16 protein-coding genes are annotated in these 21,722 nt (G+C 66.1%); 10 read left to right on the top strand and 6 right to left on the bottom strand.

The window, feature by feature from the left end:
• The first annotated feature begins 4 nt into the window (after positions 1-4).
• Entirely contained in the window at positions 5-2,113 is a 2,109-nt protein-coding gene (locus QFZ30_RS11925) for a DNA gyrase/topoisomerase IV subunit B (protein WP_307076433.1), read from the top strand.
• 20 nt (positions 2,114-2,133) lie between these two features.
• Here QFZ30_RS11925 and QFZ30_RS11920 read toward each other — a convergent pair whose 3' ends face one another.
• Positions 2,134-3,141 (bottom strand): M56 family metallopeptidase, encoded by a 1,008-nt coding sequence (locus QFZ30_RS11920; protein ID WP_307076430.1) that lies wholly within the window; start codon positions 3,139-3,141, stop codon positions 2,134-2,136.
• Positions 3,142-3,147: 6 nt separating this feature from the next.
• The gene (locus QFZ30_RS11915) at positions 3,148-3,534 is read right to left on the bottom strand and encodes a BlaI/MecI/CopY family transcriptional regulator (RefSeq protein WP_307076429.1); all 387 of its coding nucleotides are present in this window, start codon (positions 3,532-3,534) and stop codon (positions 3,148-3,150) included.
• A gap of 264 nt (positions 3,535-3,798) precedes the next feature.
• Here QFZ30_RS11915 and QFZ30_RS11910 point away from each other — a divergent pair, with 264 nt between their 5' ends.
• Genes QFZ30_RS11910 through cydD form a run of 3 tightly spaced genes read left to right on the top strand, consistent with a single transcriptional unit; the run spans position 3,799 to position 9,975 of the window.
• Positions 3,799-5,388, top strand: a complete 1,590-nt coding sequence (locus QFZ30_RS11910) for a cytochrome ubiquinol oxidase subunit I (RefSeq protein WP_307080223.1) — start codon at positions 3,799-3,801, stop codon at positions 5,386-5,388.
• A gap of 21 nt (positions 5,389-5,409) precedes the next feature.
• Positions 5,410-6,459 carry a cytochrome d ubiquinol oxidase subunit II gene (gene cydB / locus QFZ30_RS11905; RefSeq protein ID WP_307076427.1) on the top strand — a complete coding sequence of 350 codons (1,050 nt, stop codon included), beginning with the start codon at positions 5,410-5,412 and terminating at the stop codon, positions 6,457-6,459.
• Positions 6,460-6,465: 6 nt separating this feature from the next.
• The gene (gene cydD / locus QFZ30_RS11900; RefSeq protein ID WP_307076425.1) at positions 6,466-9,975 is read left to right on the top strand and encodes a thiol reductant ABC exporter subunit CydD; all 3,510 of its coding nucleotides are present in this window, start codon (positions 6,466-6,468) and stop codon (positions 9,973-9,975) included.
• Positions 9,976-9,978: 3 nt separating this feature from the next.
• Here the strand turns inward: cydD and QFZ30_RS11895 are convergent, their stop codons facing one another.
• Both QFZ30_RS11895 and QFZ30_RS11890 read right to left on the bottom strand, forming a co-directional pair.
• The gene (locus QFZ30_RS11895; RefSeq protein ID WP_307076423.1) at positions 9,979-10,497 is read right to left on the bottom strand and encodes a DinB family protein; all 519 of its coding nucleotides are present in this window, start codon (positions 10,495-10,497) and stop codon (positions 9,979-9,981) included.
• Positions 10,498-10,506: 9 nt separating this feature from the next.
• Positions 10,507-13,017, bottom strand: coding sequence for a DNA gyrase/topoisomerase IV subunit A (locus tag QFZ30_RS11890; RefSeq protein WP_307076421.1), 2,511 nt, complete (start codon positions 13,015-13,017; stop codon positions 10,507-10,509).
• A 66-nt stretch (positions 13,018-13,083) separates the two neighbouring features.
• Between QFZ30_RS11890 and QFZ30_RS11885 the strand changes: the two genes are divergently transcribed.
• From QFZ30_RS11885 to QFZ30_RS11870, 4 genes are all read left to right on the top strand, one after another.
• The gene (locus tag QFZ30_RS11885; protein ID WP_307076419.1) at positions 13,084-15,768 is read left to right on the top strand and encodes a bifunctional acetate--CoA ligase family protein/GNAT family N-acetyltransferase; all 2,685 of its coding nucleotides are present in this window, start codon (positions 13,084-13,086) and stop codon (positions 15,766-15,768) included.
• 42 nt (positions 15,769-15,810) lie between these two features.
• A complete protein-coding gene (locus QFZ30_RS11880; RefSeq protein ID WP_307076417.1) occupies positions 15,811-16,557 on the top strand; it encodes a DUF5998 family protein in 747 nt (248 codons plus the stop codon).
• A gap of 67 nt (positions 16,558-16,624) precedes the next feature.
• A complete protein-coding gene (locus QFZ30_RS11875; RefSeq protein ID WP_307076416.1) occupies positions 16,625-17,794 on the top strand; it encodes an alkaline phosphatase family protein in 1,170 nt (389 codons plus the stop codon).
• On the top strand, positions 17,787-18,506 hold the full coding sequence (locus QFZ30_RS11870; RefSeq protein WP_307076413.1) for a thymidine kinase: 720 nt from the start codon (positions 17,787-17,789) through the stop codon (positions 18,504-18,506). The genes QFZ30_RS11875 and QFZ30_RS11870 overlap by 8 nt, the downstream gene beginning before the upstream one ends.
• A 4-nt stretch (positions 18,507-18,510) precedes the next feature.
• Here the strand turns inward: QFZ30_RS11870 and sepH are convergent, their stop codons facing one another.
• A complete protein-coding gene (sepH, locus tag QFZ30_RS11865) occupies positions 18,511-19,887 on the bottom strand; it encodes a septation protein SepH (protein ID WP_307076410.1) in 1,377 nt (458 codons plus the stop codon).
• A gap of 283 nt (positions 19,888-20,170) precedes the next feature.
• Between sepH and QFZ30_RS11860 the strand changes: the two genes are divergently transcribed.
• Positions 20,171-20,470, top strand: a complete 300-nt coding sequence (locus QFZ30_RS11860) for a DUF4193 domain-containing protein (protein ID WP_307076407.1) — start codon at positions 20,171-20,173, stop codon at positions 20,468-20,470.
• Positions 20,471-20,518: 48 nt separating this feature from the next.
• Here the strand turns inward: QFZ30_RS11860 and QFZ30_RS11855 are convergent, their stop codons facing one another.
• Positions 20,519-21,007, bottom strand: a complete 489-nt coding sequence (locus QFZ30_RS11855) for a DUF3093 domain-containing protein (protein WP_307076405.1) — start codon at positions 21,005-21,007, stop codon at positions 20,519-20,521.
• Between the two features lie 112 nt (positions 21,008-21,119).
• Here QFZ30_RS11855 and dut point away from each other — a divergent pair, with 112 nt between their 5' ends.
• The gene (dut, locus tag QFZ30_RS11850) at positions 21,120-21,686 is read left to right on the top strand and encodes a dUTP diphosphatase (protein WP_307076404.1); all 567 of its coding nucleotides are present in this window, start codon (positions 21,120-21,122) and stop codon (positions 21,684-21,686) included.
• The last annotated feature ends 36 nt before the right edge of the window (positions 21,687-21,722 follow it).

Genomic DNA, 21,722 nt, shown 5'->3' with positions numbered 1-21,722 from the left:
ACCCGTGGCACCAAGTTCTGATTACACCGCCCGGCACCTCTCTGTTCTGGAAGGCCTCGAGGCCGTCCGCAAGCGGCCTGGCATGTACATCGGCTCCACCGATTCCCGCGGCCTGATGCACTGCCTGTGGGAAATCATCGACAACTCTGTTGATGAAGCCCTGGCAGGCTTCGGCCACGACATCAAGATCATCCTGCACGCGGACAACTCGGTGGAGATCCACGACGACGGCCGTGGCATCCCAGTGGATGTGGAACCCAAGACGGGCCTCACCGGCGTGGAGGTGGTGTTCACGAAGCTCCACGCGGGCGGCAAGTTCGGCGGCGGATCGTACACGGCCTCCGGCGGGCTCCATGGCGTTGGCGCGTCCGTCGTGAACGCCCTGTCCGCCCGCCTGGACGTGGAAGTTGACCGCGGCAGCAAAACGTACAAAATGTCATTCCGCCGCGGGGAGCCGGGCCGGTTCAAGGATCCGGGGACAAAGCTGGACCCCTCGGCCACGTTTGCACCGTTCGTGGACGGCTCGGTGCTGGACGTGGTGGGCAAAGCCAAGCGGGGAGTTACCGGCACACGGATCCGCTACTGGGCCGACCGCCAGATTTTTACACTCGACGCCAAATTCTCCTACGACGAGCTGGCTGCACGGGCCAGGCAGACCTCCTTCCTGGTGCCGGGGCTCAAACTCACCGTCCGGGATGAGCGCCGGCTGGCCGGTACCCCCGGGGAAGCGGGACCGCACGAAGAGGTATTCCACCACGACGGCGGCATCTCAGAGTTCGTCGACTTCCTCGCCGCTGATCCCGGCGTCACGGATATCTGGCGGCTGCACGGTTCGGGCAAGTTCAAGGAGACCGTGCCCGTGCTGGACGAGCGCGGCCACAGCCAGCTGGCCGAGGTTGAGCGCGACTGCGAGGTGGACGTGGCGCTCCGCTGGGGCATCGGCTACGACAGCACAGTGCGCAGCTTTGTCAACATCATCTCCACGCCTAAAGGCGGAACCCACCAGTCAGGGTTCGAACAGGCCCTGGTCAAGACGTTCCGGAAGGCAGTGGAGAACAACGCCCGCAAGCTCAAAGCCGGCAACGACAAAATTGAGAAGGACGACATCTTCGCCGGCCTGACTGCTGTCCTGACGGTACGCCTGGCCGAGCCGCAGTTTGAGGGCCAAACGAAGGAAATCCTGGGCACGTCGGCGGTCCGGGCCATTGTGGCCAAGGTGGTGGAGCAAGAGATCAATGCGAAGCTCAACTCCGCCAACCGTAACGACAAAGCACAGTCCGCTTTGCTGCTCGAAAAAATTGTCAGCGAGATGAAGTCCCGCATATCGGCCCGTGTCCACAAGGAAACGCAGCGCCGCAAGAACGCCCTGGAGACCTCATCGATGCCCACCAAGCTGGCAGACTGCCGCACCGACGACGTCGCGAGGTCCGAGCTTTTCATCGTGGAGGGCGATTCCGCGCTCGGAACTGCCAAGCTGGCGCGGTCCTCGGACTTCCAGGCCCTGCTGCCCATCCGCGGCAAGATTCTCAACGTGCAGAAGGCATCCGTTGGGGACATGCTCTCCAACGTGGAGTGCGCGGCCCTGATCCAGGTGGTGGGGGCGGGTTCGGGGCGCAGCTTCGATCTTGCCGCGGCCCGGTACGGCAAGGTCATCCTGATGACGGACGCCGACGTCGACGGCGCCCACATCCGCACCCTGCTGCTGACCCTGTTCTTCCGGTACATGCGGCCCATGATCGAAGAAGGCCGGGTATTCGCCGCCGTCCCGCCGCTCCACCGGGTGGAAGTGATCAACGCGGGGCAGAAGGCCAACGAAATGATCTATACCTACTCGGAGGCGGAACTCCACGTGCTTCTGTCCAGTCTTGCCAAGGAGGGCAAGCGCTACAAGGAACCGATCCAGCGCTACAAGGGCCTCGGTGAGATGGACGCGGAACAGCTGGCAGAAACCACCATGGATCCCCGTCATCGCACGCTGCGCAAAGTGGGCATCGAGAACGCCAAGCAGGCCGAGGAGACTTTTGACCTGCTGATGGGTTCGGACGTGGCGCCGCGCAAGGACTTCATTATTGCGGGCGCGTCCAGCCTGGACAGGGAACGGATCGACGCCTGACCGGGAAGGTTCGGCCCGGTTCAGCCCAGCAGGCCCGGGACGATCAGCAGGGCCGTTGGCAGGGCCAGGAGCAGGACGCACCCGGCCAGCACCGTCCCGCGTGCCGAAGCGGGCAGCTGCGGACGGGGTGACAGCAGGCGGCTGACACGCGAGGCCGTAGTGCGTGCGGATTCCGAGCCGGTGACTCCGGCCGCTGCCTCCACCCCGGCCAGGGCAAGGTTGTCCTGCCCTGGTAGTAAGTCGGCAGCAGCTCCGGATCCCGCCGGACCGGAACCTTGCGAGCCGCTTGCCACTATGGCGATGGCCTTGATGAGCGTGGCCTTGCTTTCGGTTTTGAGGGCGACATCATCGGCCAGCATTTCGATGAGGGAGTTCACCGACTCCTGGGCCAGGCGGGTGGTCGGAAGCCAGGGCAGTGCCTGGCGCCATGCGGCGAAGGCCCAGAGCAGGAGATGATGGCGCTGGCTGAGATGGGCGTTCTCATGGATCAGGACAGCCCGCAGCTCGGCGGGCTCAAGGGCAGCCATGAGGCCATCCGACAATACGGTGACAGAACGCGCGCCGCCGGGAAGGCAGTAGGCCACCGGCGAGTCGTGGCTGATGACCACAGTTCCCGCCCCCTCCGCGGAAGGTGAAGCCAGCAGCGCCAGGAGTTCACGGTGCCGCCGCCGCTGCCGCTCGATCCTGTAGTAGGTGAGCAGCAGGGTGAACACCAGGTGGGCGGTCAGCAGCGCCGCCGCGGAGAGGGCAAAGAGGTGCCAGAAGCCGAGCGCGGTGGTGGGGGCATTGAACAGCACCATCCCGGCAAGCGCGCGCAGGCCGGCGATCAGATTGTCTCCGATGGGTTCCAGGCCGTACACGAGCATGGCGCCGATCATGGAGAGACCACCGGCAAGGGCAATGGCCTGCCACAGGAGCATCGCCGTGAACGGCGACCGGGCCGGCCACTGGGCACGCGAAAGGAAGATAGGCACCGGCCACGCCAGGACTATCGCAAGGACCGCCAGCAGATATGAGGTCCAGAACATGGTCCGCTAGAAGTGGCCAAGCAGTTTGCGCAGCGTTTCGGCTTCACTTTCCGTCACGGAGCCGATGAACCGTGCCAGCACGGCTTCACGGTCAGGGGCGGATCCCAGAACTTCATGCATCAGCTCGGCCGTATGGTCTTCCCGGCTGGAAACTGCCTGATAGCGGTGCGGCCGGGTGCCACGTTCCCGCTCCACCAGGCCCTTCTTCTCCAGCCGCGAGAGCACGGTCAGCACAGTGGTGACGGCCAGTTCCTTGCCTTCGTGGCCTGCTGCGCCCCCATGGGCCTCGGTGCTCTGCGCCAGCCGGTCGCGCAGGGTATTCGCCGTGGCTGCCTCCTGGCCCGCCCAGAGCAAGTCCATCACTGCCCGTTCCAGTTCACCAAGACTAGCCATTCGATACATCCTTAGATTCCCCGCACCGGCAGGCCTGCCGGCCGCGATGACTATACAAACGAACGCTACAACTACAGGAACAATTTACCCCGTTTCGGCGTCACTTTCTACGTCAGGTAGAACAATGGGCGCGCCGCAGCCTTGTGGAGGGCACTTCTTAGTGGAACTGTTGGTTTACAGTGCCCGTAGCATTGTTCTACACTCGGTAGAAGTCAGAGTTCTACGCATCGTAGAAAAGTGAACCCGCCAACAGTAGGGACTGCCTTGGACGCCTTGGAAATCGCACGCTGGCAATTCGGCATCACCACCGTCTACCACTTCATGATGGTTCCGCTCACCATTGGTCTTGGCTTGGTGGTGGCTGTGATCCAGACGGCCTGGCACCGCACCGGCAACCCTGAATACCTCCGGATGACCAAATTCTGGGGCAAGCTCTTCCTGATCAATTTCATCATGGGCGTGGCCACCGGCCTCGTCCAGGAATTCCAGTTCGGCATGGCCTGGAGCGAATACAGCCGGTTCGTAGGGGATGTATTCGGCGCACCGCTGGCACTCGAAGCCCTGCTGGCGTTCTTCGTCGAATCAACGTTCCTTGGCCTCTGGATCTTCGGCTGGAAGCAGCTGAAGCCCGGCATCCACCTGGCCTGCCTGTGGATCGCCGTGGTGGGCTCGGTGTTCTCCGCCTACTTCATCATTGTGGCCAACAGCTGGATGCAGCACCCCGTGGGAGTGGAGCTGGTCAACGGCCGGCCGGTGATGACGGACGCGTGGGCGGTCTTCACCAACAACACAGCACTGGTCGCTGTTCCCCACACGCTGTTCGGTGCGTTGGCAGTGGCCGGAGGCTTCCTGCTGGGCATCGCCTGGTACCACCTGTGGCGGAGGCGGCGCGACGGCGTCGATACCGTGGGTGCCGACGGCAAGGTGGTCCCCGGGGAAGCGGACATCCCCGGCCGTGACCGGACAGACCACAAAGTCTGGATCCGCTCCCTGCGCATCGGCGCCGTCGTCGCCATGATTTCCTTTGCCGGCACCGCCCTCACCGGCGACCTGCAGGGAAAGCTGATGTTTGAGCAGCAGCCCATGAAAATGGCGGCCGCTGAGGCCGCGTGCCACGACGGCACCGGCTTCTCGGTCCTGAGCGTCGGCAACCTGGGGTCGCGGAACTGCGATGACATCGTGGCGTTGATCGAGGTCCCAGGGATCCTGTCCTTCCTGGCAAAGGGCAACTTCACCACCGAGGTCAAGGGCGTCAACAGCCTCCTGGACCAGTACAAGGCCGACTACGGAACAAACCTGCCGGACAACCCGGTCTATGGAGAGCGTGCCGGCCAGGAGATCGAGTACGTGCCCGTCATGGAGGTCACGTACTGGGGATTCCGCATGATGATCGGGTTCGGCGGACTCGCGGCCCTCGCGGCTCTCATTGCCTTGTGGGTGACGCGGAACGGAACCGTTCCCGAGTCCCGCTGGCTGATGCGCCTGGCCGTCTTCGGCATCCTGGCGCCCTTCGGTGCCAACGCGGCAGGGTGGATTTTCACCGAAATGGGTCGGCAACCGTTTGTGGTGGCACCCAACCCGGACTTCAACGGCATAGACCAGGTGTTTATGTTCACCGCGGCCGCAGTGTCGCCGGGCGTCTCGGCCGGAGAGCTGCTGACGTCGCTGGTGGTCCTGACTTCCATCTATGCGGTGCTCCTGGTGGTTGAGGTGAAGCTCCTGGTCAAGTACATCCGCGGCGGCGTCGTTTCCGCCATGCCGGAACTGGCCCACGCGCCCGTCGATGAAAACGAGGACGCCACCCCCGGCCCGGACGGACCGGGCACCGGCGACGTCCTGGCGTTCGCCTACTAAGAAGACCAGAGGATACTCAGAATGGAACTGCTGCCCACCATTTGGTTCATTGTCATCGCGGTGCTGTGGACCGGATACCTCTTCCTGGAAGGCTTTGACCTCGGCGTCGGAATGCTGATGAAGCTCTTCGCCCGCGACAATACCGAGCGGAGGGTTCTCCTCAACACCATAGGACCGGTCTGGGACGGCAACGAGGTGTGGCTCATCACCGCCGGCGCTGCAACCTTTGCGGCCTTCCCGCTCTGGTACGCCTCCCTGTTTTCCGCCCTGTACCTCCCGCTGCTGGTGGTGCTCGTAGCCCTCATCTTCCGTGCGGTGGCGTTCGAATACCGCGGGAAGGTGGACAACGACAGCTGGCGCGCCCGCTGGGACTGGGCCATCGCCCTGGGCTCCTTCTTCGCGGCATTCGGCGTTGGCGCTGCCCTGGCGCTCACCACCACCGGGCTGCCGCTCAACTCCAACGGCGACCGCGAAGGTGGTCCGTTCGCCTGGTTCAGCGGCTATGCCGTGCTCGGCGGACTGGCCGTGGCAGGTTTCTCGCTGCTGCACGCCCTGGCCTTCCTGGCTCTGAAGACCGACGGCAACGTACGCCACCGCGCGCGCGGATGGTTCGTCCGGCTGCTTCCGTGGCTCCTTCTCCCCATGGCCGGCTGGGCTGTCAGCATCCAGTTCCTGGACGGCAAACCCTGGACCTGGGCAGCCGTCGCCGTGGCTGTTGTGGCTGCCGCGGCAGCCTGGTTCCTGGCCCATAAGGGAGCCGAAGGCAGGGCCTTCATGGCGCTGGGGGTTTTCCTGCTGCTCGGCAGTGCCTCCATTTTCGGGGCGGTGTTCCCGGTAGTGCTGCCCTCCACCGTCAACCCTGAGTTTAGCCTCACCATCTCCAACGCTTCCTCCTCGGACTACACGCTGGGACTCATGAGCATCGTGGCCGCCGTTGGCCTGCCGCTGGTGATCGCATACCAGGCGTGGACGTACTGGGTGTTCCGGAGACGCGTCAGCGCCGCCCACATCCCGGAGGCCCACAGCTTCCTGCCGGCCGTAGCCGCCAAGGCCTTCACCACGAAGGGCTGACCGGCCGTGCGCCCACCGTTCCCGGCCGGACCCGCCACCCGCTCAGCCATCTACTGGCTTGGCTTCCTGGCAGCGCTGAAGGCACTGTCCCTTGTCCTGATGGGGCAGGCCGTCGCCTCCATGCTGGCCGGACTGGCGACAGCGGACCCCGCCTGGCCGGACCAGCTTCCGTGGGGGCTGGCCGGTGTTGTCCTGAGATCGGCCACCGTGTGGGGACAGGGCATCGCGGCACGCCGCGCCGCCCTAGGGATCAAGGAGGAGCTCCGGTCCGAACTGCTTGAGCGCGCATTGCGGAACGGTGCGCGGGCCACTGGCCCGGCGGACGGCGGCCTCGCCGTACTGGCCACGCGAGGGTTGGACGCTCTGGACAGCTACTACACCCAGTTCATCCCCGCACTGGTGAATTGCGCCGCCATCCCGCTGTTGCTTGGCGCACGCATCCTCTTTGCGGACTGGGTCAGCGCCGTCGTGATCGTCCTGACGGTTCCGCTGGTGCCCCTGTTTATGGTGCTGATCGGACGGTACACGGAGCAGAACGTCCGCGAGGCACAGGCAACCCTGTCCCGGCTGTCCGCCCACATGCTGGAGCTGGCCAAAGGCCTGCCGGTCCTGGTGGGACTCGGCCGCGCCACGGCACAGCGCAAGGCACTGGAAGAGATCTCGGACGAGTACCGCGCCAAGACCATGGGGACGCTGCGCACCGCATTCCTGTCCGCCCTGGCGCTTGAACTCATCGCCACGATCTCCGTAGCGGTGGTGGCAGTGTTCATCGGCGTACGCCTGGTGCACGGCGACATGGCCCTCGAGGCTGGCCTCCTGGCCCTGATCCTGGCACCGGACTGCTATCTTCCCTTCCGTGAACTGGGCACCGCCCACCACGCAAGTGATGACGGCCGGGCCGCGCTCGCCGAGACCAAGGCGGTCACCGATGCACCTGAGCCCCGGCCGCTGCCCGCCAGCGCAGGGGACTCTGGCCCGCCAGTGACAGGTTCCGATCTCACCGTTGCCGGTCTCACCGTTACCTACACCGGAAGGTCCGCCTCCGCCGTCGGGCCCCTCAGCTTCACTGCACGCCACGGTGAAATCACCGCCCTCGACGGGTCCAGCGGGGCGGGCAAAAGTACCGTCCTCGGTGTGCTGGCCGGGACCATCGGCGACGGTGCCGGCACTTCCGTCACCGGGCGGATCTCCGGCCTCAACAGGGACACCGTCACGTGGGTCCCGCAGCACCCCGTCATGGTGTCGCAGACAGTCCTGGACGAAGTACTGCTTTACCTCACCGCTGGGACAGCTGATGCAGGGACGGCAGCCACAGAGGCGGCTGCCCCCGGCACGGTCGCGGAAACAGCAGCCGGGAACGACGCCGCGGCGCGGGATTGCCTGGCCGCGGCTGCTGCCGGCCATCTTGCTGGCAAACACCCGGCCGAATTGAGCCCCGGTGAGCTGCGCCGCGTCGCGCTGGCGAGGAGCCTGGCACGCATCAGGGCCGGGGCAACTGTACTCCTGCTTGACGAACCAACGGCCCACCTGGACCGGGAGTCCGCCGCCTTGGTGCAGGAGGCAATCCGCAATCTCCGTGGACACGTCACCGTCATCCTGGTGGCCCACGACAGACAGACCCGCGAACTGGCCCACCACCTCGTCGCTGTCTCTCCCCGGGGCCGCACGGAATCGCCGCCGTCGCACGGCGTACCGGCTGCCGCGGAAGCCAGCACCCCGGACCGGGAGCCGGTGCCGGCTTCAGCGGACGGCCCCGGCCTGCCGGTGCCGGAAGATCGGTCGCTTCCACCAGGAGGTCCAACGGCGGAGCGGCGGCCCGCCTTGACCGTCCGCCTCCTGGCCGGGCTGCTGGCACCGGTGGCCGGTCGGTTCTCCGGCGCCGCGGCGGTGGGGATCCTGGCATCCATGTTCGCCGTCGCGCTGTCCGGGCTGTCCGGCTGGCTCATCATCAGGGCCAGCGAGCAGCCGCCCATCCTTTATCTCCTAACTGCGATCGTCGGTGTGCGGTTCTTCGGGATCGGCCGCGCCGTCGTCCGCTATTGGGAACGGCTCCTGCTGCACGATGCAGTGTTCGCCGCGCTCACCAAGCTGCGCGGCCGGCTTTGGCAATCATTGAGCCGCAGGGCCCTCTCGCTCCGGCGTCTCCTGCAGGGCGGCAACGTCCTGGGAACGGTGATTGACGACGTCGATACCGTCCGTGACCTGTTGCCTCGGGTGGTCCTGCCTCCCCTGACTGCCGTCGCCGTCGCCGTATCCGCCCTACTGGCCACCGGGCTGCTTGTGCCTGCGGCCTTTCCGGCCGTTGCTGCCGCGGCGGCGGTGAGCCTGCTCGTGGCCCCGGCCTCTGCAATGTGGGGCGACAGGAAGTCGGCCAGCGCCGAGCAAAGCCTGCGTTCCGGCGTTCTCCGTCGCACGTCAGCGGCGCTTGACGCCCGGGCAGAGCTGCATGTGAACGGTGTGGCCCACGCAGTCCTCGCGGGGCTGCGCGAGGAGGACAACGCCGCAACCCGGGCATCCCAGCGTTCCGTGTGGGCCGAAGGACTAGGCCAGGCCATCACCACGGCAGCATGCGGAGCCGCGGCCCTGGCAACCGCGGTGCTGGCTGCGCCGCAGGTACTCGGCGGAACGCTGCCTCCCGCCACCGCCGCGGTTATTGTCCTGCTGCAGCTGGCGCTTGTGGAGCCGTACGCAGCCATGACGACGGCGGTACGCCAGTTTCCTGCGCTCCGTATGGTGATGCGGCGGATCGGGCAGTCAGGAGTCGTGGGCGACAGCAACCGGGTCCTGGGCGGTCTCGAGGATGACGGCCGGGACGTGGTTTTGGCGCGGGCCGGGGGTGCCGCCGGTGTTGAGCTTGAAAATGTTGAGGCCGCGTGGCCCGGAGGTGCCCCTGTCTTCTCAGGACTGTCGGCCAGCGCAGGCCCCGGCCGCTGGCTGGCCGTCACCGGTCCGTCCGGCGTGGGGAAGTCCACGCTGTTGTCTGTCCTGCTGGGCTTCCTTCCCGCCTCCGGCGGGAGTGTCCGGGTCACGGGCCCGGCCGCCTGGTGCCCGCAGGAAGCCCACCTGTTCGATTCCACGCTCCGGGGCAACCTCCTCCTGGGACGCCCTGTCCCCGGCGGGCGCGCGGATCCCGGCAGCGTTACAGCGGGTACCGTTGAGGCCGGGTTGGATGCTGCCCTTGCCGCCGTCGGACTCAGCGGCCTCGTGTCGCGCCTGCCCGCCGGGCTGGACACACGGATCGGACCGGGAGGCTCGTTCCTCAGCGGCGGCGAACGCCAACGGCTGGCTGTTGCCCGGACCCTCATGACCGGGGCCGAGGTGATCCTGCTGGACGAGCCTACCGCCCATCTGGACGCCGAGGCAGGACGGGCGATGCTGGCGGATCTCCGCGCCGGCCTGAAGGAACGCACGGTGGTTCTGGTGACCCACAATCCGGCCGATATCCATCCTGAGGACGTACGGCTGGAACTGTCGGCTGCAGCGTTCCGTGGGGAAGCTGCCCTGGCTGTGCGCTGAGGCTCAGCCGTCCACGTCGTGGAGGTGGTGGACTACGTCGTGCAGAAAGTACTGCGCGAGCGTCAGGACGGTGAACACGGACCCGTTGCTCCGCAAGCCCTTCCTGCCCCACTCAGCCTGGCGGACACCGGCAAAGGTTTCCGCAATCTGCTGGCCCTCCGCGGTCAGTTCGGCACTGACCACTGCGGGATCGGCATTGGCATAATCCTTGTCGAGGGCGGTCCGGTCCTGGTCCCAGTTCTCGAACCGGACGTTGTCGCCGTCGAGCATCAGGTTCAGGCGCTGGTCGAAAAGGCTGAAAACGTCGCGGACGTGGCAGGCGTACTCCAGCGCCGACCAGGTGTCCTCGTCCGGACGCTCCGCGACGTCCGGACGCCGGAGGACTGCCCGCCACCGTGGCAACATGCTCCGCACGCTCCCCGGAACTGTGGCCGGGGTGGCCGTGGAGGCGTCAAAGGAACACTCGGGGCAAGGCCGTGACAGGACCCAGGTCCAGTCCTTTTCATCAGGAATGATAGGCATGCCAGAAGTCTAGGCCGGATCCGGCCAGGCCATGGTGGGGCCGATCACATCTACGGGCTGGGACAGCGGAATTCCGGACCCGTCGCGCCTGCCGTGCTCCTGCGGCAGGGACCGGGCTACGCCGGCGGACGACGAAGCCTTGGCCGGCCCATGCCCTGCCCAGGCCAGCAGCAGCGTGTCTTCGCCTTTGAGGAACCTGTGGGCACGGACACCGGCTGTGGCGCGGCCCTTGACCGGGTACTCGGAGAACGCGGTGACCTTCGCCGCGCCCGGGGCAGTCCCCGGAAGGGCGCCGTCAGTGCCGGCGATGGTGACCACCACGGCGGCGTCGTCCTGCGCGGGAACCACACCGAAGAACAGGACCTGGTCATCCGGGGACAGCTTGATGCCCGCCATCCCCCCGGCGGTCCTGCCCTGCGGGCGGACCACAGCCGCATCGAACCGCAGCAGCTGGGCCTGCCGGGTCAGGAACACCAGGTCGGCGTCCTCCGAACCGGCCGGGGCCACGCCCACCACGGAATCCTTGTCCTTGAGCGCAATCACTTCCCAGTCCTCGCGGTTCAGGGGATAGTCAGGCTGCACACGCTTGATCACGCCCTGGGCGGTCCCGATGGCGAGTACCTCGTCCAGCGGGGCGAACGCGATCAGCGATTCGCCCTTCAGCAGCGTGATGAAGTCCTTGGCCTGTACACCGCCGGCAAGGTTCGGCAGCCCGGACATCGGGGGCAGTACCGGCATGTCCATCACCTGCATGCGCAGCATGCGCCCCTGGGACGTGACGGCGGCAATCTCGCCGCGCGCGGAGGTCTTGACCACGGACCGGAACACATCATGTTTGGAACGGGGACCAGACTCGGCCAGAGGCTCCTGGTTGGAGGTGCGCGCGATCTGGCCGGACGCGGTGAGGATGGCCCAACAGGGGTCGTCAGCAATCTCCAGCGCCAGCGGAGCGGCCTTTCCCCTGCCGCCCGGGGCCGCGGAGAGGTCAGCGGCCACGGTGGGGGAGACGGCCTCCGATTCGAGCAGCACCGTCCGCCGGGGTGTTCCGTATTTCTCGGCGATCTCGCCGAGTTCACTGGACACCAGTCCGCGCAGGCGCTCCTCGGACCCGAGGATGGCCTCGAGCTCGGCGATCTCGCGGCGCAGCTCATCCTGTTCCTTCTCCAGCTCGATCCGCGAGTACTTGGTCAGCTGACGGAGCCGCAGTTCCAGGATGTAGTTGGCCTGGATCTCGGAGAGGTCGTAGATGGACATCAGCCGGACCCGGGCCGCCGCGGCCTCGTCGGAGGAGCGGATGATCTGGATGACCTCGTCGATGTCCACGATGGCGATCAGCAGGCCCTCCACCAGGTGCAGGCGGTCCTTCTTCTTGCCCAGCCGGAACGCCGTGCGGCGGCGCACCACGTCCAGGCGGTGCCCCACATACACGGAAAGCAGCTCCACCAGCCCCAGAGTCTGTGGCTGCCCGTCCACCAGCGTCACATTGTTGATGCCGAACGAGTCTTCCATGGGCGAGTAACGGTAGAGCTGCTGGAGCACGGCGTTCGGATTGAATCCGTTCTTGAGCTCAATGACCAGCCGCAGGCCATGTTTGCGGTCTGTCAGGTCAACGATGTCGCTGATCCCCGTCAGCTTCTTGCCGTTGACGGCGTCCTTGATCTTCTCGATCACCTTTTCAGGCCCCACCATGTACGGCAGTTCAGTGACCACCAGGCCGGTGCGGCGGGCCGAAAGCTGCTCGATCTCCACCTTCGCCCGGGTCTTGAAGGAGCCGCGCCCGGTGGCGTAGGCATCGCGGATGCCGTCCAGCCCCACGATCCGTCCGCCCGTGGGCAGGTCCGGGCCGGGCACAAACCGCATGAGGTCATCCAGAGTTGCGTCCGGATGGGCAATCAGGTGGCGCGCGGCGGAGATGACCTCCACCAGGTTGTGCGGGGCCATGTTGGTTGCCATGCCGACGGCGATACCCGTGGCTCCGTTGACCAGCAGGTTGGGGAAGGCCGCCGGGAGGACTTCTGGCTGGGTCAGCTGGTTGTCATAGTTGGGGACAAAGTCCACCACATCTTCGTCGAGGTGGTCCGTGAGCGTCAGCGCGGCCGCCGCGAGCCGGGCCTCCGTATACCGGGGAGCCGCCGGGCCGTCGTCGAGCGATCCGAAGTTGCCGTGGCCGTCAATGAGCGGCAGCCGCAGCGAAAAGTCCTGGGCCATGCGCACCATGGCGTCGTAGATGGCCGTGTCTCCGTGCGGGTGGAGCTTTCCCATGACCTCGCCCACCACGCGCGCACTTTTGACGTGGCCACGGTCCGGGCGCAGGCCCATATCGCTCATCATGTAGAGGATGCGGCGCTGGACCGGCTTGAGCCCGTCCCTGGCGTCAGGCAGGGCCCTGGAGTAGATCACAGAATACGCGTACTCCAGGAAGGAGCCTTCCATCTCGGAAGTGACGTCGATATCCACGATGTTCTCGGTGTAATCCGGGCTGGAATCCACTGCGGGGGCTGGACTTTGGCGGCGTGCCATGGGGCTGGTAAATCCTTCTGGGGGTACTCAGGGTGTGCTGCGGGAGTTTTTGGCTAGGCTAAGCCTATGGTGGATCAGCCCGGGGACGGCATATATCCGGAACATTGGGAAGCCGATGTCGTCCTGCGGGACGGCGGGACCGCCCACTTGAGACCCATCCATCCTACCGATGCGGACGCCGTCCAGGCCTTCCACACAGGACAGTCCCAGAACTCAATCTACATGCGGTTCTTTGCGTTCAAAGCACGGCTCTCCAGCAAGGAACTCAAGCGCTTCACCGAAGTGGACTACAGGGACAGGGTGGCCTTCGTGATCACCATCGGCGGCGAAATCATGGGCATCGGCCGGTACGACCGGCTTGATGACCCCACCGAGGCCGAGGTCGCCTTCAACATCGCCGACGCACACCAGGGCAGGGGCATCGGATCAATCCTCCTGGAACATCTTGCCGCAGCCGCCCACGAAAACGGCATCCGCCGGTTCAGCGCCGAAGTACTGCCGGAAAACCGCAAGATGCTCATGGTGTTCTCCGACGCCGGCTACGACGTCAAACGGCATTTCGACGACGGCGTCGTCAGCCTGGAGTTTAAAATCGACCCCACCGAGAAATCGCGGGCCGTGATGGAATCGCGTGAGCACCGCGCCGAGGCGAGGAGCGTGCGCGACCTGCTGGCGCCGTCGTCGGTGGCTGTCATCGGTGCCAGCCGCAAATGGGGGACCGTGGGATACCAGCTGCTGGAGCACATCATCGAAGGGGGTTTTCCCGGCCCCGTCTACGCCATCAACCCGGAGGCCCTGGAGCTCGCCGGAATGCTGTCCTTCGCTAAGCTCTCCGATGTTCCGGACCCGGTCCAGCTGGCCGTCATCGCCGTCCCGTATGAGGAAGTCTCAAAAGTGGTGGACGACTGCGCCGCGGCGGGTGTCAAGGGGCTGGTGGTTGCCTCCGCCGGGTTCGCGGACGACGGCGAACGCGGCCTCGCCCGCCAGCGTGACCTCGTCCGGAAGGCCCGTGCGAACGGCATGCGGGTTATCGGGCCGGCCTCACTGGGAATCGTCAATACCCATCCGGAGGTGTCGTTGAACGCTTCAATGGCACCCGCGCTGGCACGGCGCGGAAGCCTGGGCCTGTTCAGCCAGTCAGCGGCCATCGGTGTTTCCCTCTACGCTGCATCAAGCCGGCGCAGGATGGGGCTCTCCACGTTTCTCTCCGCCGGCAACAGGGCCGATGTCTCCGGTAACGACATGATGCAGTTCTGGGAGGACGACCCAGACACCGCCGCGGTGGGACTGTACCTCGAGTCCATCGGTAATCCGCGCAAGTTTTCGCGCCTCGCCCGCCGGCTGGCCCGCACCAAGCCCGTGATAGTGGCCAAGTCCGAGACGATGGGCCTGCGGCTGCCGCCCGGCCACGCCGTCCGCACCACGCAGGCGCCTGCAGGCGCACTGGATGCCATGATGCGCCAATCCGGCGTGATCCGGGTGGAGACCATCGAGCAACTGATGGACGTGACGCAGATCGTGGCGGGCCAGCCGCTGCCAGCGGGACCGGGGCTGGCGATTTTCAGCAATTCCCTGGCGCTGGGCAAAGTGGTGGCGGACAGCGCTTCGGCGCATGGCCTGGGGGTGGAGCAGATAGTCACCGACGTGGATCTCGACGCCGGCCTGTCCCTTGCACTGCCTGCCCTCCGCCGCAGGCTCCAGGACACGCTCGCCTCGGACACCGTCCACGCTGTGGTGGCCGCGCTGCTGCCGGCCCGGGGCCTCACCGTGGAAAACATTGTGGAAGTCCTTGCCGAATGCTCGGCGTCCGCAGGCAAGCCGGTTGTCGCCGCATTCACCGGCATCCTGGACCCGTCCGTCTATGTGGAAGGGATGGTGGGGGACACGGGCCGGGCCGTCCCGTGTTTCTCCAATGCCGGTGCCGCAGTGGCCGCGCTCGCGGCCGTGGTGAGGTACTCCGAGTGGGTGGCACGGGACCAGGGCCATTTTGTGGAGCCCGACGGCTGTGACCCCGAAGGCGCACGGGTCCAGCTTGAGGCCCTGCTCCGCGACGTCACCGGTGAGCAGCTCAAACAGCTGGATCCGGGGGCTACGGCCTCGCTGCTGGGGCACTATGGCATCGAGGTCCTGCCGTCCGCCGCATTTGAATCCGCGGAACAGGCCGTTGAAGCGGCAGACAGTCTGGGCTGGCCCGTGGCACTGAAGACCACCGAACCGGCACTCCGCCACCGCCTTGACCTCGGAGGCGTACGCCTGGACATCCAGGACCCTGAATCACTGCGCCAGAACATCGAGCAGATGCGGCGGGCGCTGGCACCGTACGGTTCGCCATCGCTGGAGTTGCAGTCCATGGCACCCGTAGGCCAGGCCTGCACCTTCCGGGCCATCGAGGACCCGCTGCTCGGGCCGGTGATCTCCTTCGGGCTGGCAGGAGACGCCGTCAACCTCCTGGACGACTGGGCCCACCGGGTGCCCCCGCTGTCCGCCGCAGATGTGAAGGACTTCATCCGGGGTCCACGGGCGGCCCGCAAGCTCTTTGGCTACCAGGGCCTGCCCGCCGTGGATGTTGCGGCGCTGGAGGAGCTCGCCGCCAGGCTCGCGTGGATGAAGGACAACCACCCGGAGATAGCGCTGGTGGACTTCAACCCCGTGCTGTGCGGCAGCCGGGGTGCGTCCATCCTCGCCGCTGACATCAGGATCGGGAACCCTGCCCAACGAACTGACAGTGCCCGTCGGGCCATGCTGGGCTAGCCGCAGTTAGCAAGTCCCCGGCCGATCTGTGAAAATGGGGGGATGAGCTCACAGCCTCCCACGTCGACGCCTCAAACGCCCGGCAATGACAACCAGGCAGCCCACCACTCCAGCTCACACAGCCACAGCGCCCAGGGCCAAAGCCTGGAAGGGGCGCTCCAGCAGGCAGGCTTCTACCCCCGCCTTGTGGCTGACGTTGTTGACGATGCCCTGGACGGCCGCGACTGCGTTGCCCACCTGGTCCACCTGGAAACGCACTTTGACCGGGCCGAAGTCCGCCGTCACATTACGGTGCTGGTACTCACCGCCGACATGTTGGTGATCACCCACGTGGACGACCAGCAACTGGACGAGGCCGGCGAACAAATCGTTGCCCAGATCTCCACCGAGTCCGTCCCCGTGGCCCAGATCCGCTCCGTAGTACTCAGCTACATGTATGCCCAGCCGCAGAACTACAAGCCCTCCGATCCCGCGCGTGAGCTGACGCTCGCCATTGCGTGGTCCGGAGGCCAAAGGCTGGACATGGGGCCCGCCAGCTGTGGCGATCCGCAGTGCGAGGCGGACCACGGCTACAGCGGCACCATCGCCCAGGAGGACATCGTCCTGCGGATCAGTGCCGAAGCTGACGGCCTCCAGGCAGTACAGGACGCCAAACTTTTCGCCCGTGCGCTTCGTGCCGTGAACACCGGGTCCACCGCGCCTGTGCCGCACGGCGCCCAGACGCTTCAGCCGCGCCCCCGGACCGGCGTGTTCGGAACCCGGCTGAGCCGCGGACACCAGCAGCGCTGAGATGCCGGACCAAGGTAAAACACCAGTCCCTACAGCACTTTCGGAAGGGAACCGCCTGACACTGAACATGCCGCCGGCGCCTGCCTTCGGCCAGCGGTCCATCGCCGAGGTGCTGACCAGCGCCGCCGCAAGCCTCGGCCTGGAGGGTTTCAGCAACAGCCTGGGTCTTCCCTCCGCTTCGCGGGTCTGCGTGGTCCTGGCAGACGGCCTGGGCCGCAGCCTGCTGAAGCAGAAAACGGCCCACACCCCGTTCCTGAGGTCCGTTATGCAGGCCGGGCAGGGAGACATCCCTGTGTGGCTGGACTCCACGTTCCCGTCCACCACGGCATCCGCGCTGGCCAGTTTCGGCACAGGGCTGTCGCCGGGCCAGCACGGCATGGTGGGCTACGACGTGCTGGACCCGGACCAGGACAAAGTGGTCAACATGCTGGGCAACTGGGACGCCGCCGTGGATCCGCTGGCATGGCAGCCATTTCCCACCGTGTTCGAACGGGCCGCCGCAGCGGTGGACGTGACCACCATCAGCCTTCCGCAGTTCAGCACCTCACCCATGACCCAGGCGGCGCTCCGCGGTGGCCGCTTCATCTCCGCCACAACACCGCACGCCCGCACCGCGGCCGCCGCCGAAGCCATGGCCGCCGCCGGGCCCTCACTGATGTATTTCTACGTCAGCGAGCTGGACAAAGCCGGCCACCGCTACGGCTGCCAGTCGGAGCACTGGGAATACCAGCTGGAGGAACTCGACGCCACCGTCAAGCGGCTCAACACCTCCCTTCCCGCTGGCACCACTGTGCTGCTCACGGCGGACCACGGCATGCTTGACGTTCCGGAGCAGCAAAGGATTGACTACGCCGCGGAGCCTGCGCTGATCGAGGGCGTGCGGCACACGGCCGGGGAGCCCCGAATGGTTCACCTCTACCTCGAGGATGGGGTGGATGCTTCCGGCAGGGAACGCCTGTTGGACGCCTGGCGTGCCCGCTTCGGTGAGAGGATCTGGGCCTTCACCAGGGACGACGCCGTCGCCGCCGGGCTCTTCGGACCATTGCGCCCCGCCGTCGGGCCCAGGATCGGCGACGTCATGATCGCCGCGAAGGACGAACTCGCCCTGTACGACACGCGCCGCGTGCGTCCCGCCGCCATGGAAGTGGTCGGTCAGCACGGCTCACTGACCAAGGCGGAACGCGAGGTCCCTTTGCTGTGCTTCACGGCACAAGGCAGGACGGCCCGCCGTGGCTGAGCTGGTGTTTTTCTCCGGAACCATGGACTGCGGAAAATCCACGCTTGCCCTGCAGATGGACCACAACCACCGCGCCCGGGGGCGGGGCGGAGTGCGGTTCACCCGCAACGACCGCGCGGGCGGCTCCAGGATCTCCAGCCGGCTTGGCCTGGAAACGGATGCGGTGGAGGTAGCGGACAGCACGGATTTCTGGGACGAAGTGGTCAGCCGGCGGACCAAGGGGCAGCGGGTGGACTTTTTGATCTGTGATGAAGCGCAGTTCTACTCGCCCGTGCAGGTGGAGCAACTGGCCAGGGTGGTGGACGAGGTCGACGTCGACGTTTTCGCGTTCGGCATCACCGCAGACTTCCGCACCCGGCTTTTTCCCGGCTCCCAGCGCCTGATTGAACTGGCTGACCGCGTGCAGGTGCTCCAGGTCGAAGCCTTGTGCTGGTGCGGACGCCGGGCCACCCAGAACGCCCGCACCGTGGACGGGGTGATGGTCATGGAAGGCGCCCAGGTGGTGGTGGGCGACGTAGACATGGCCGGCGATCCCGCGGCCGCCGGAGGCGAAGGACACGTGCCGGCGGTGGGCTATGAAACCCTCTGCCGACGGCACTACATGCGACGGGTCACCGCCCACGGCGCCCACATCATGGCCCAGCAGGATGAGCTCCTGCCTTTTGAGGTGGATGCTTGCCTGTGGCGGGGCTCCCGAGGGGCCCCCGGCTAAGCCTTCAGTCGCCCCTGGTTCCGAACACGATCTCATCCCAGCTGGGAATGCTTGAGCGCTTCGGTTTGGAAGGCTGCCGTTCCGGCAGATCTGTGTCCCGTTCGTGGCGCTGGCCGGAAACAGGATCCTCAATCCCGGCAGGTGGGGGTGTGCGCCGATGGCTTCCGCCGCCGAGAAGTTCGTCCAGGCCGACGCTCGGTGCATCATGCCCGGCCCCCATGGCGGGGTCACTTTCCCTTGACGGGGAACTGTCCCTGTGCGGGGCGGCAGGCCCCGACGGGCGAAGGGGGGACGCCACAATGGTGACCTCCCGCGTATCGGTACTGACGCCGTCGTGCAGTTTCAGCACGTCATCATCGGGTTCCCGGTGCGGCGGGATCAGGCTCAGCCGGGACAGCATGGAAGGCCTGCCCTCGCGCTTGCGGGTGAGCGGCTCAACCTGGGCGGCAGCGGGATCCTGCTCGGATCCCGCGGGTGCCGCCTCCCGATGTTCCTGTTCCTGCGTGACTTCTGACGGCCTTGGATGCGCTGCCGGCACGCCGTGCGTCAGGAGCAGGGCGAGGGCGTCGTCCGCGTCCTCGTCAACGCCCAGGCGCTGGCCGCGGCGTGACCGCAGCATGTCCAGCAGACCGTCGGATTCCTTGCCGGGCTGGAGGCTACTGTGGGGTCCGGCTGAACTGCGGGCTGCTGCCGCGTCTGCGTCAGTTTCAAAATCGAATGGCCGGTCTGATACTGCCGTCAGCCGGCGCGCCGGGACGGGTCCGTCCAGCGGCTCCAGCTCGCTGAGCTGCTGTGCCCAGCGGTTGGCGTTCTGCAGCGACTTGCGTGCCGGGCTGAACGTCCACAGGGCCGGCGGCTCCTCGCCGATGCCGGACGTGCCGTCCTTCTTCGCCTCGAAACGCGCTGCCACTGTCCAGCTGCCGTCAGGGCGCCGCCAGGAATCCCATTCCACGGAGGAGGGTTCAATGCCGTGGGCCGAAAGCCGATGGGCCACCATGTCACTCAGCGAGGCCGGGTTGTCGCCAAAGACCGAACGGTAGGCGTCATGGCCAGGTGAGGGCGACGCCACCTCGATCTTGCGCGCCTGCTGGGCCACGTACTCGCGTTCGGCGAGGACCGGACCTTCGTAGCGCTCCACCTTGGCAAGGGGCAGCCCGGAAAGCTCCGCCACGTCCGCCGCGGTGGCACCGCTGCGGATCCTCGCCTGGATGTCCCGGGGGGACATGGCGATGGGAGCGGCCGCGGATGCGCCCTTTGCCGAAGACCGGCTGGCCGCCCGCAGTGCTTCATCGATCGGCAGCCGGAACATCTCGCCGCCGGCACCGCTCAACAGGAGATGCTCCCCGTCGTCGTGTACGCCTACAAGCCGTAGATCCTGCATACAAATCCTCCACCCTGGCATTACTATCAATCGAAACTCTGCCACCCGGCGGCACCCTTTTGGGTTAGGAGGAAGGGCGCGCCGCGATATTCCGGGACTTTCGGGCCTCATTGTGGACGCTTGCCGCTTTCGGGAGCCGTGACGGGGATGGGCAGCTTCGAACTCTGGATTTTGCCTGTGGCTTGCGGAATGATGTGCCCAACGCGGGGCACAAACGCGAGGTGTCCGGCGTTATCAAGGGTGATACAACCTGAGAGCGGATAGGGAACGAGGTTAAGGCGAAATGGCCACCGATTACGATGCGCCGCGAAAGTCCGAAGAAGACCTCAACGAGGATTCGCTGGAGGAGTTGAAGACCCGGAGGTCGGAAAAACCCACTGCGGTGGTGGAGGAGGACGAGAGCGAACTTGCCGCCGGCTACGAACTCCCCGGCGCGGACCTCTCCGGCGAGGAACTCCTCGTCCAGGTTGTCCCGGCGCAGGCTGATGAGTTCACCTGCGCTTCATGCTTCCTGGTCAGGCACCGTTCGCAGATAGCACGGGAAAAGGACGGCCGGCTTTACTGCAAGGAGTGCGAAGGATGACCAGGAAAGGTTGAACCGGCTGCTGGCTCGTCAGCCTGGCAGTTGGCCTCAGCTTGGAGTCAATGCCGCTGCGAGTTCCTCGGGCCGCCGGGAAGATGTCAGCCAATACGGCGTCCGGTCCGACGGATCCGTGATCTCGATCCTGACCACAGGGTCGATCCATCCCCGGATGCAGAGGTAGGCGAGCCCGTTCAGCCGCGTCCCGCGTTCTGCAGTTGCGTCCTTGGTCCGAAACGCCTGGACCTCGCCGATGAACCTGCGTCCGATGGTGGCACGGCCCACGGTGAGGGAATGCTCAGTGACCGTGATGGTGGGGGATGAGAGCACCAGCAGCGTGGCCATGATGGCGAACATCACTCCCGCCGCCGTATAGCCAGCGGCCATGCTGATCGGTGCAAACATCAGAATGCCGGCACCGGCGATCCCCGCTGCGATGACCCAGACCCACACCGTGGGCCACAGCCTCTCCCGGAAAACTACCGGCGTACCGGTAGAGGGAGTGTTGGGAACAGGCACAGTGGAGCTTGATTCGGGCATGCCTCCAGCTTTCCACCTTTGGGTGGCTATTTCATCTTGGGCCAGTTCATCTTGGGCCCGGCGGCAGGGGAATCTAGGCCGAATTTGTTGGCGGGCGTTAGAGTGAGTGACTGTGACTGACGAACTTGCCACTGTGGAAACTGCTCCTGACGAGACGCTGCCGGGCAGCACGGGTGCCGCCGCGCCTGGCGCGGCCCCCGGTAGGAAAACGGAGTATGGTGCGCCCACCCTGCAGGTACAGCTGAAAATGCTGGATGCCGGCCTGGAGGCGCCGTCGTATGCCCATCCGGGCGACGCCGGTGCGGACCTGCGGGCACGGGAAGATGTTGTGTTGCAGCCCGGGCAGCGGAAACTGGTCCCAACAGGTGTATCCATTGCCCTTCCGGACGGTTACGTTGCCCTGATCCACCCGCGCTCAGGGCTTGCCACCAAGCACGGGCTGACCATCGTTAATGCACCCGGCACCGTGGACGCAGGATATCGCGGTGAAATTTCAGTGACCTTGCTGAATACGGACTCACAGCACGCCATTGAGCTGCGACGCGGCGATAGAATTGCACAGATGGTGATCCAGCGCGTGGAGTACGCGCAGTTCGTCACCGTCAACGAATTGAGCGGGTCGGTGCGTGGTGCGGGCGGATTCGGCTCCACCGGCGGATTCGCCCCGCCGAACTCCTGACGCCCACGCCCCGGGCGGAGGCAGGCAGCAGCACAC

The organism is Arthrobacter pascens (assembly GCF_030815585.1).
In the GTDB taxonomy this organism is placed as follows: domain Bacteria; phylum Actinomycetota; class Actinomycetes; order Actinomycetales; family Micrococcaceae; genus Arthrobacter; species Arthrobacter pascens_A.
The sequence above is the reverse complement of the archived record's forward strand: the minus strand, read 5'-3'. Positions and strand labels throughout refer to the sequence as shown.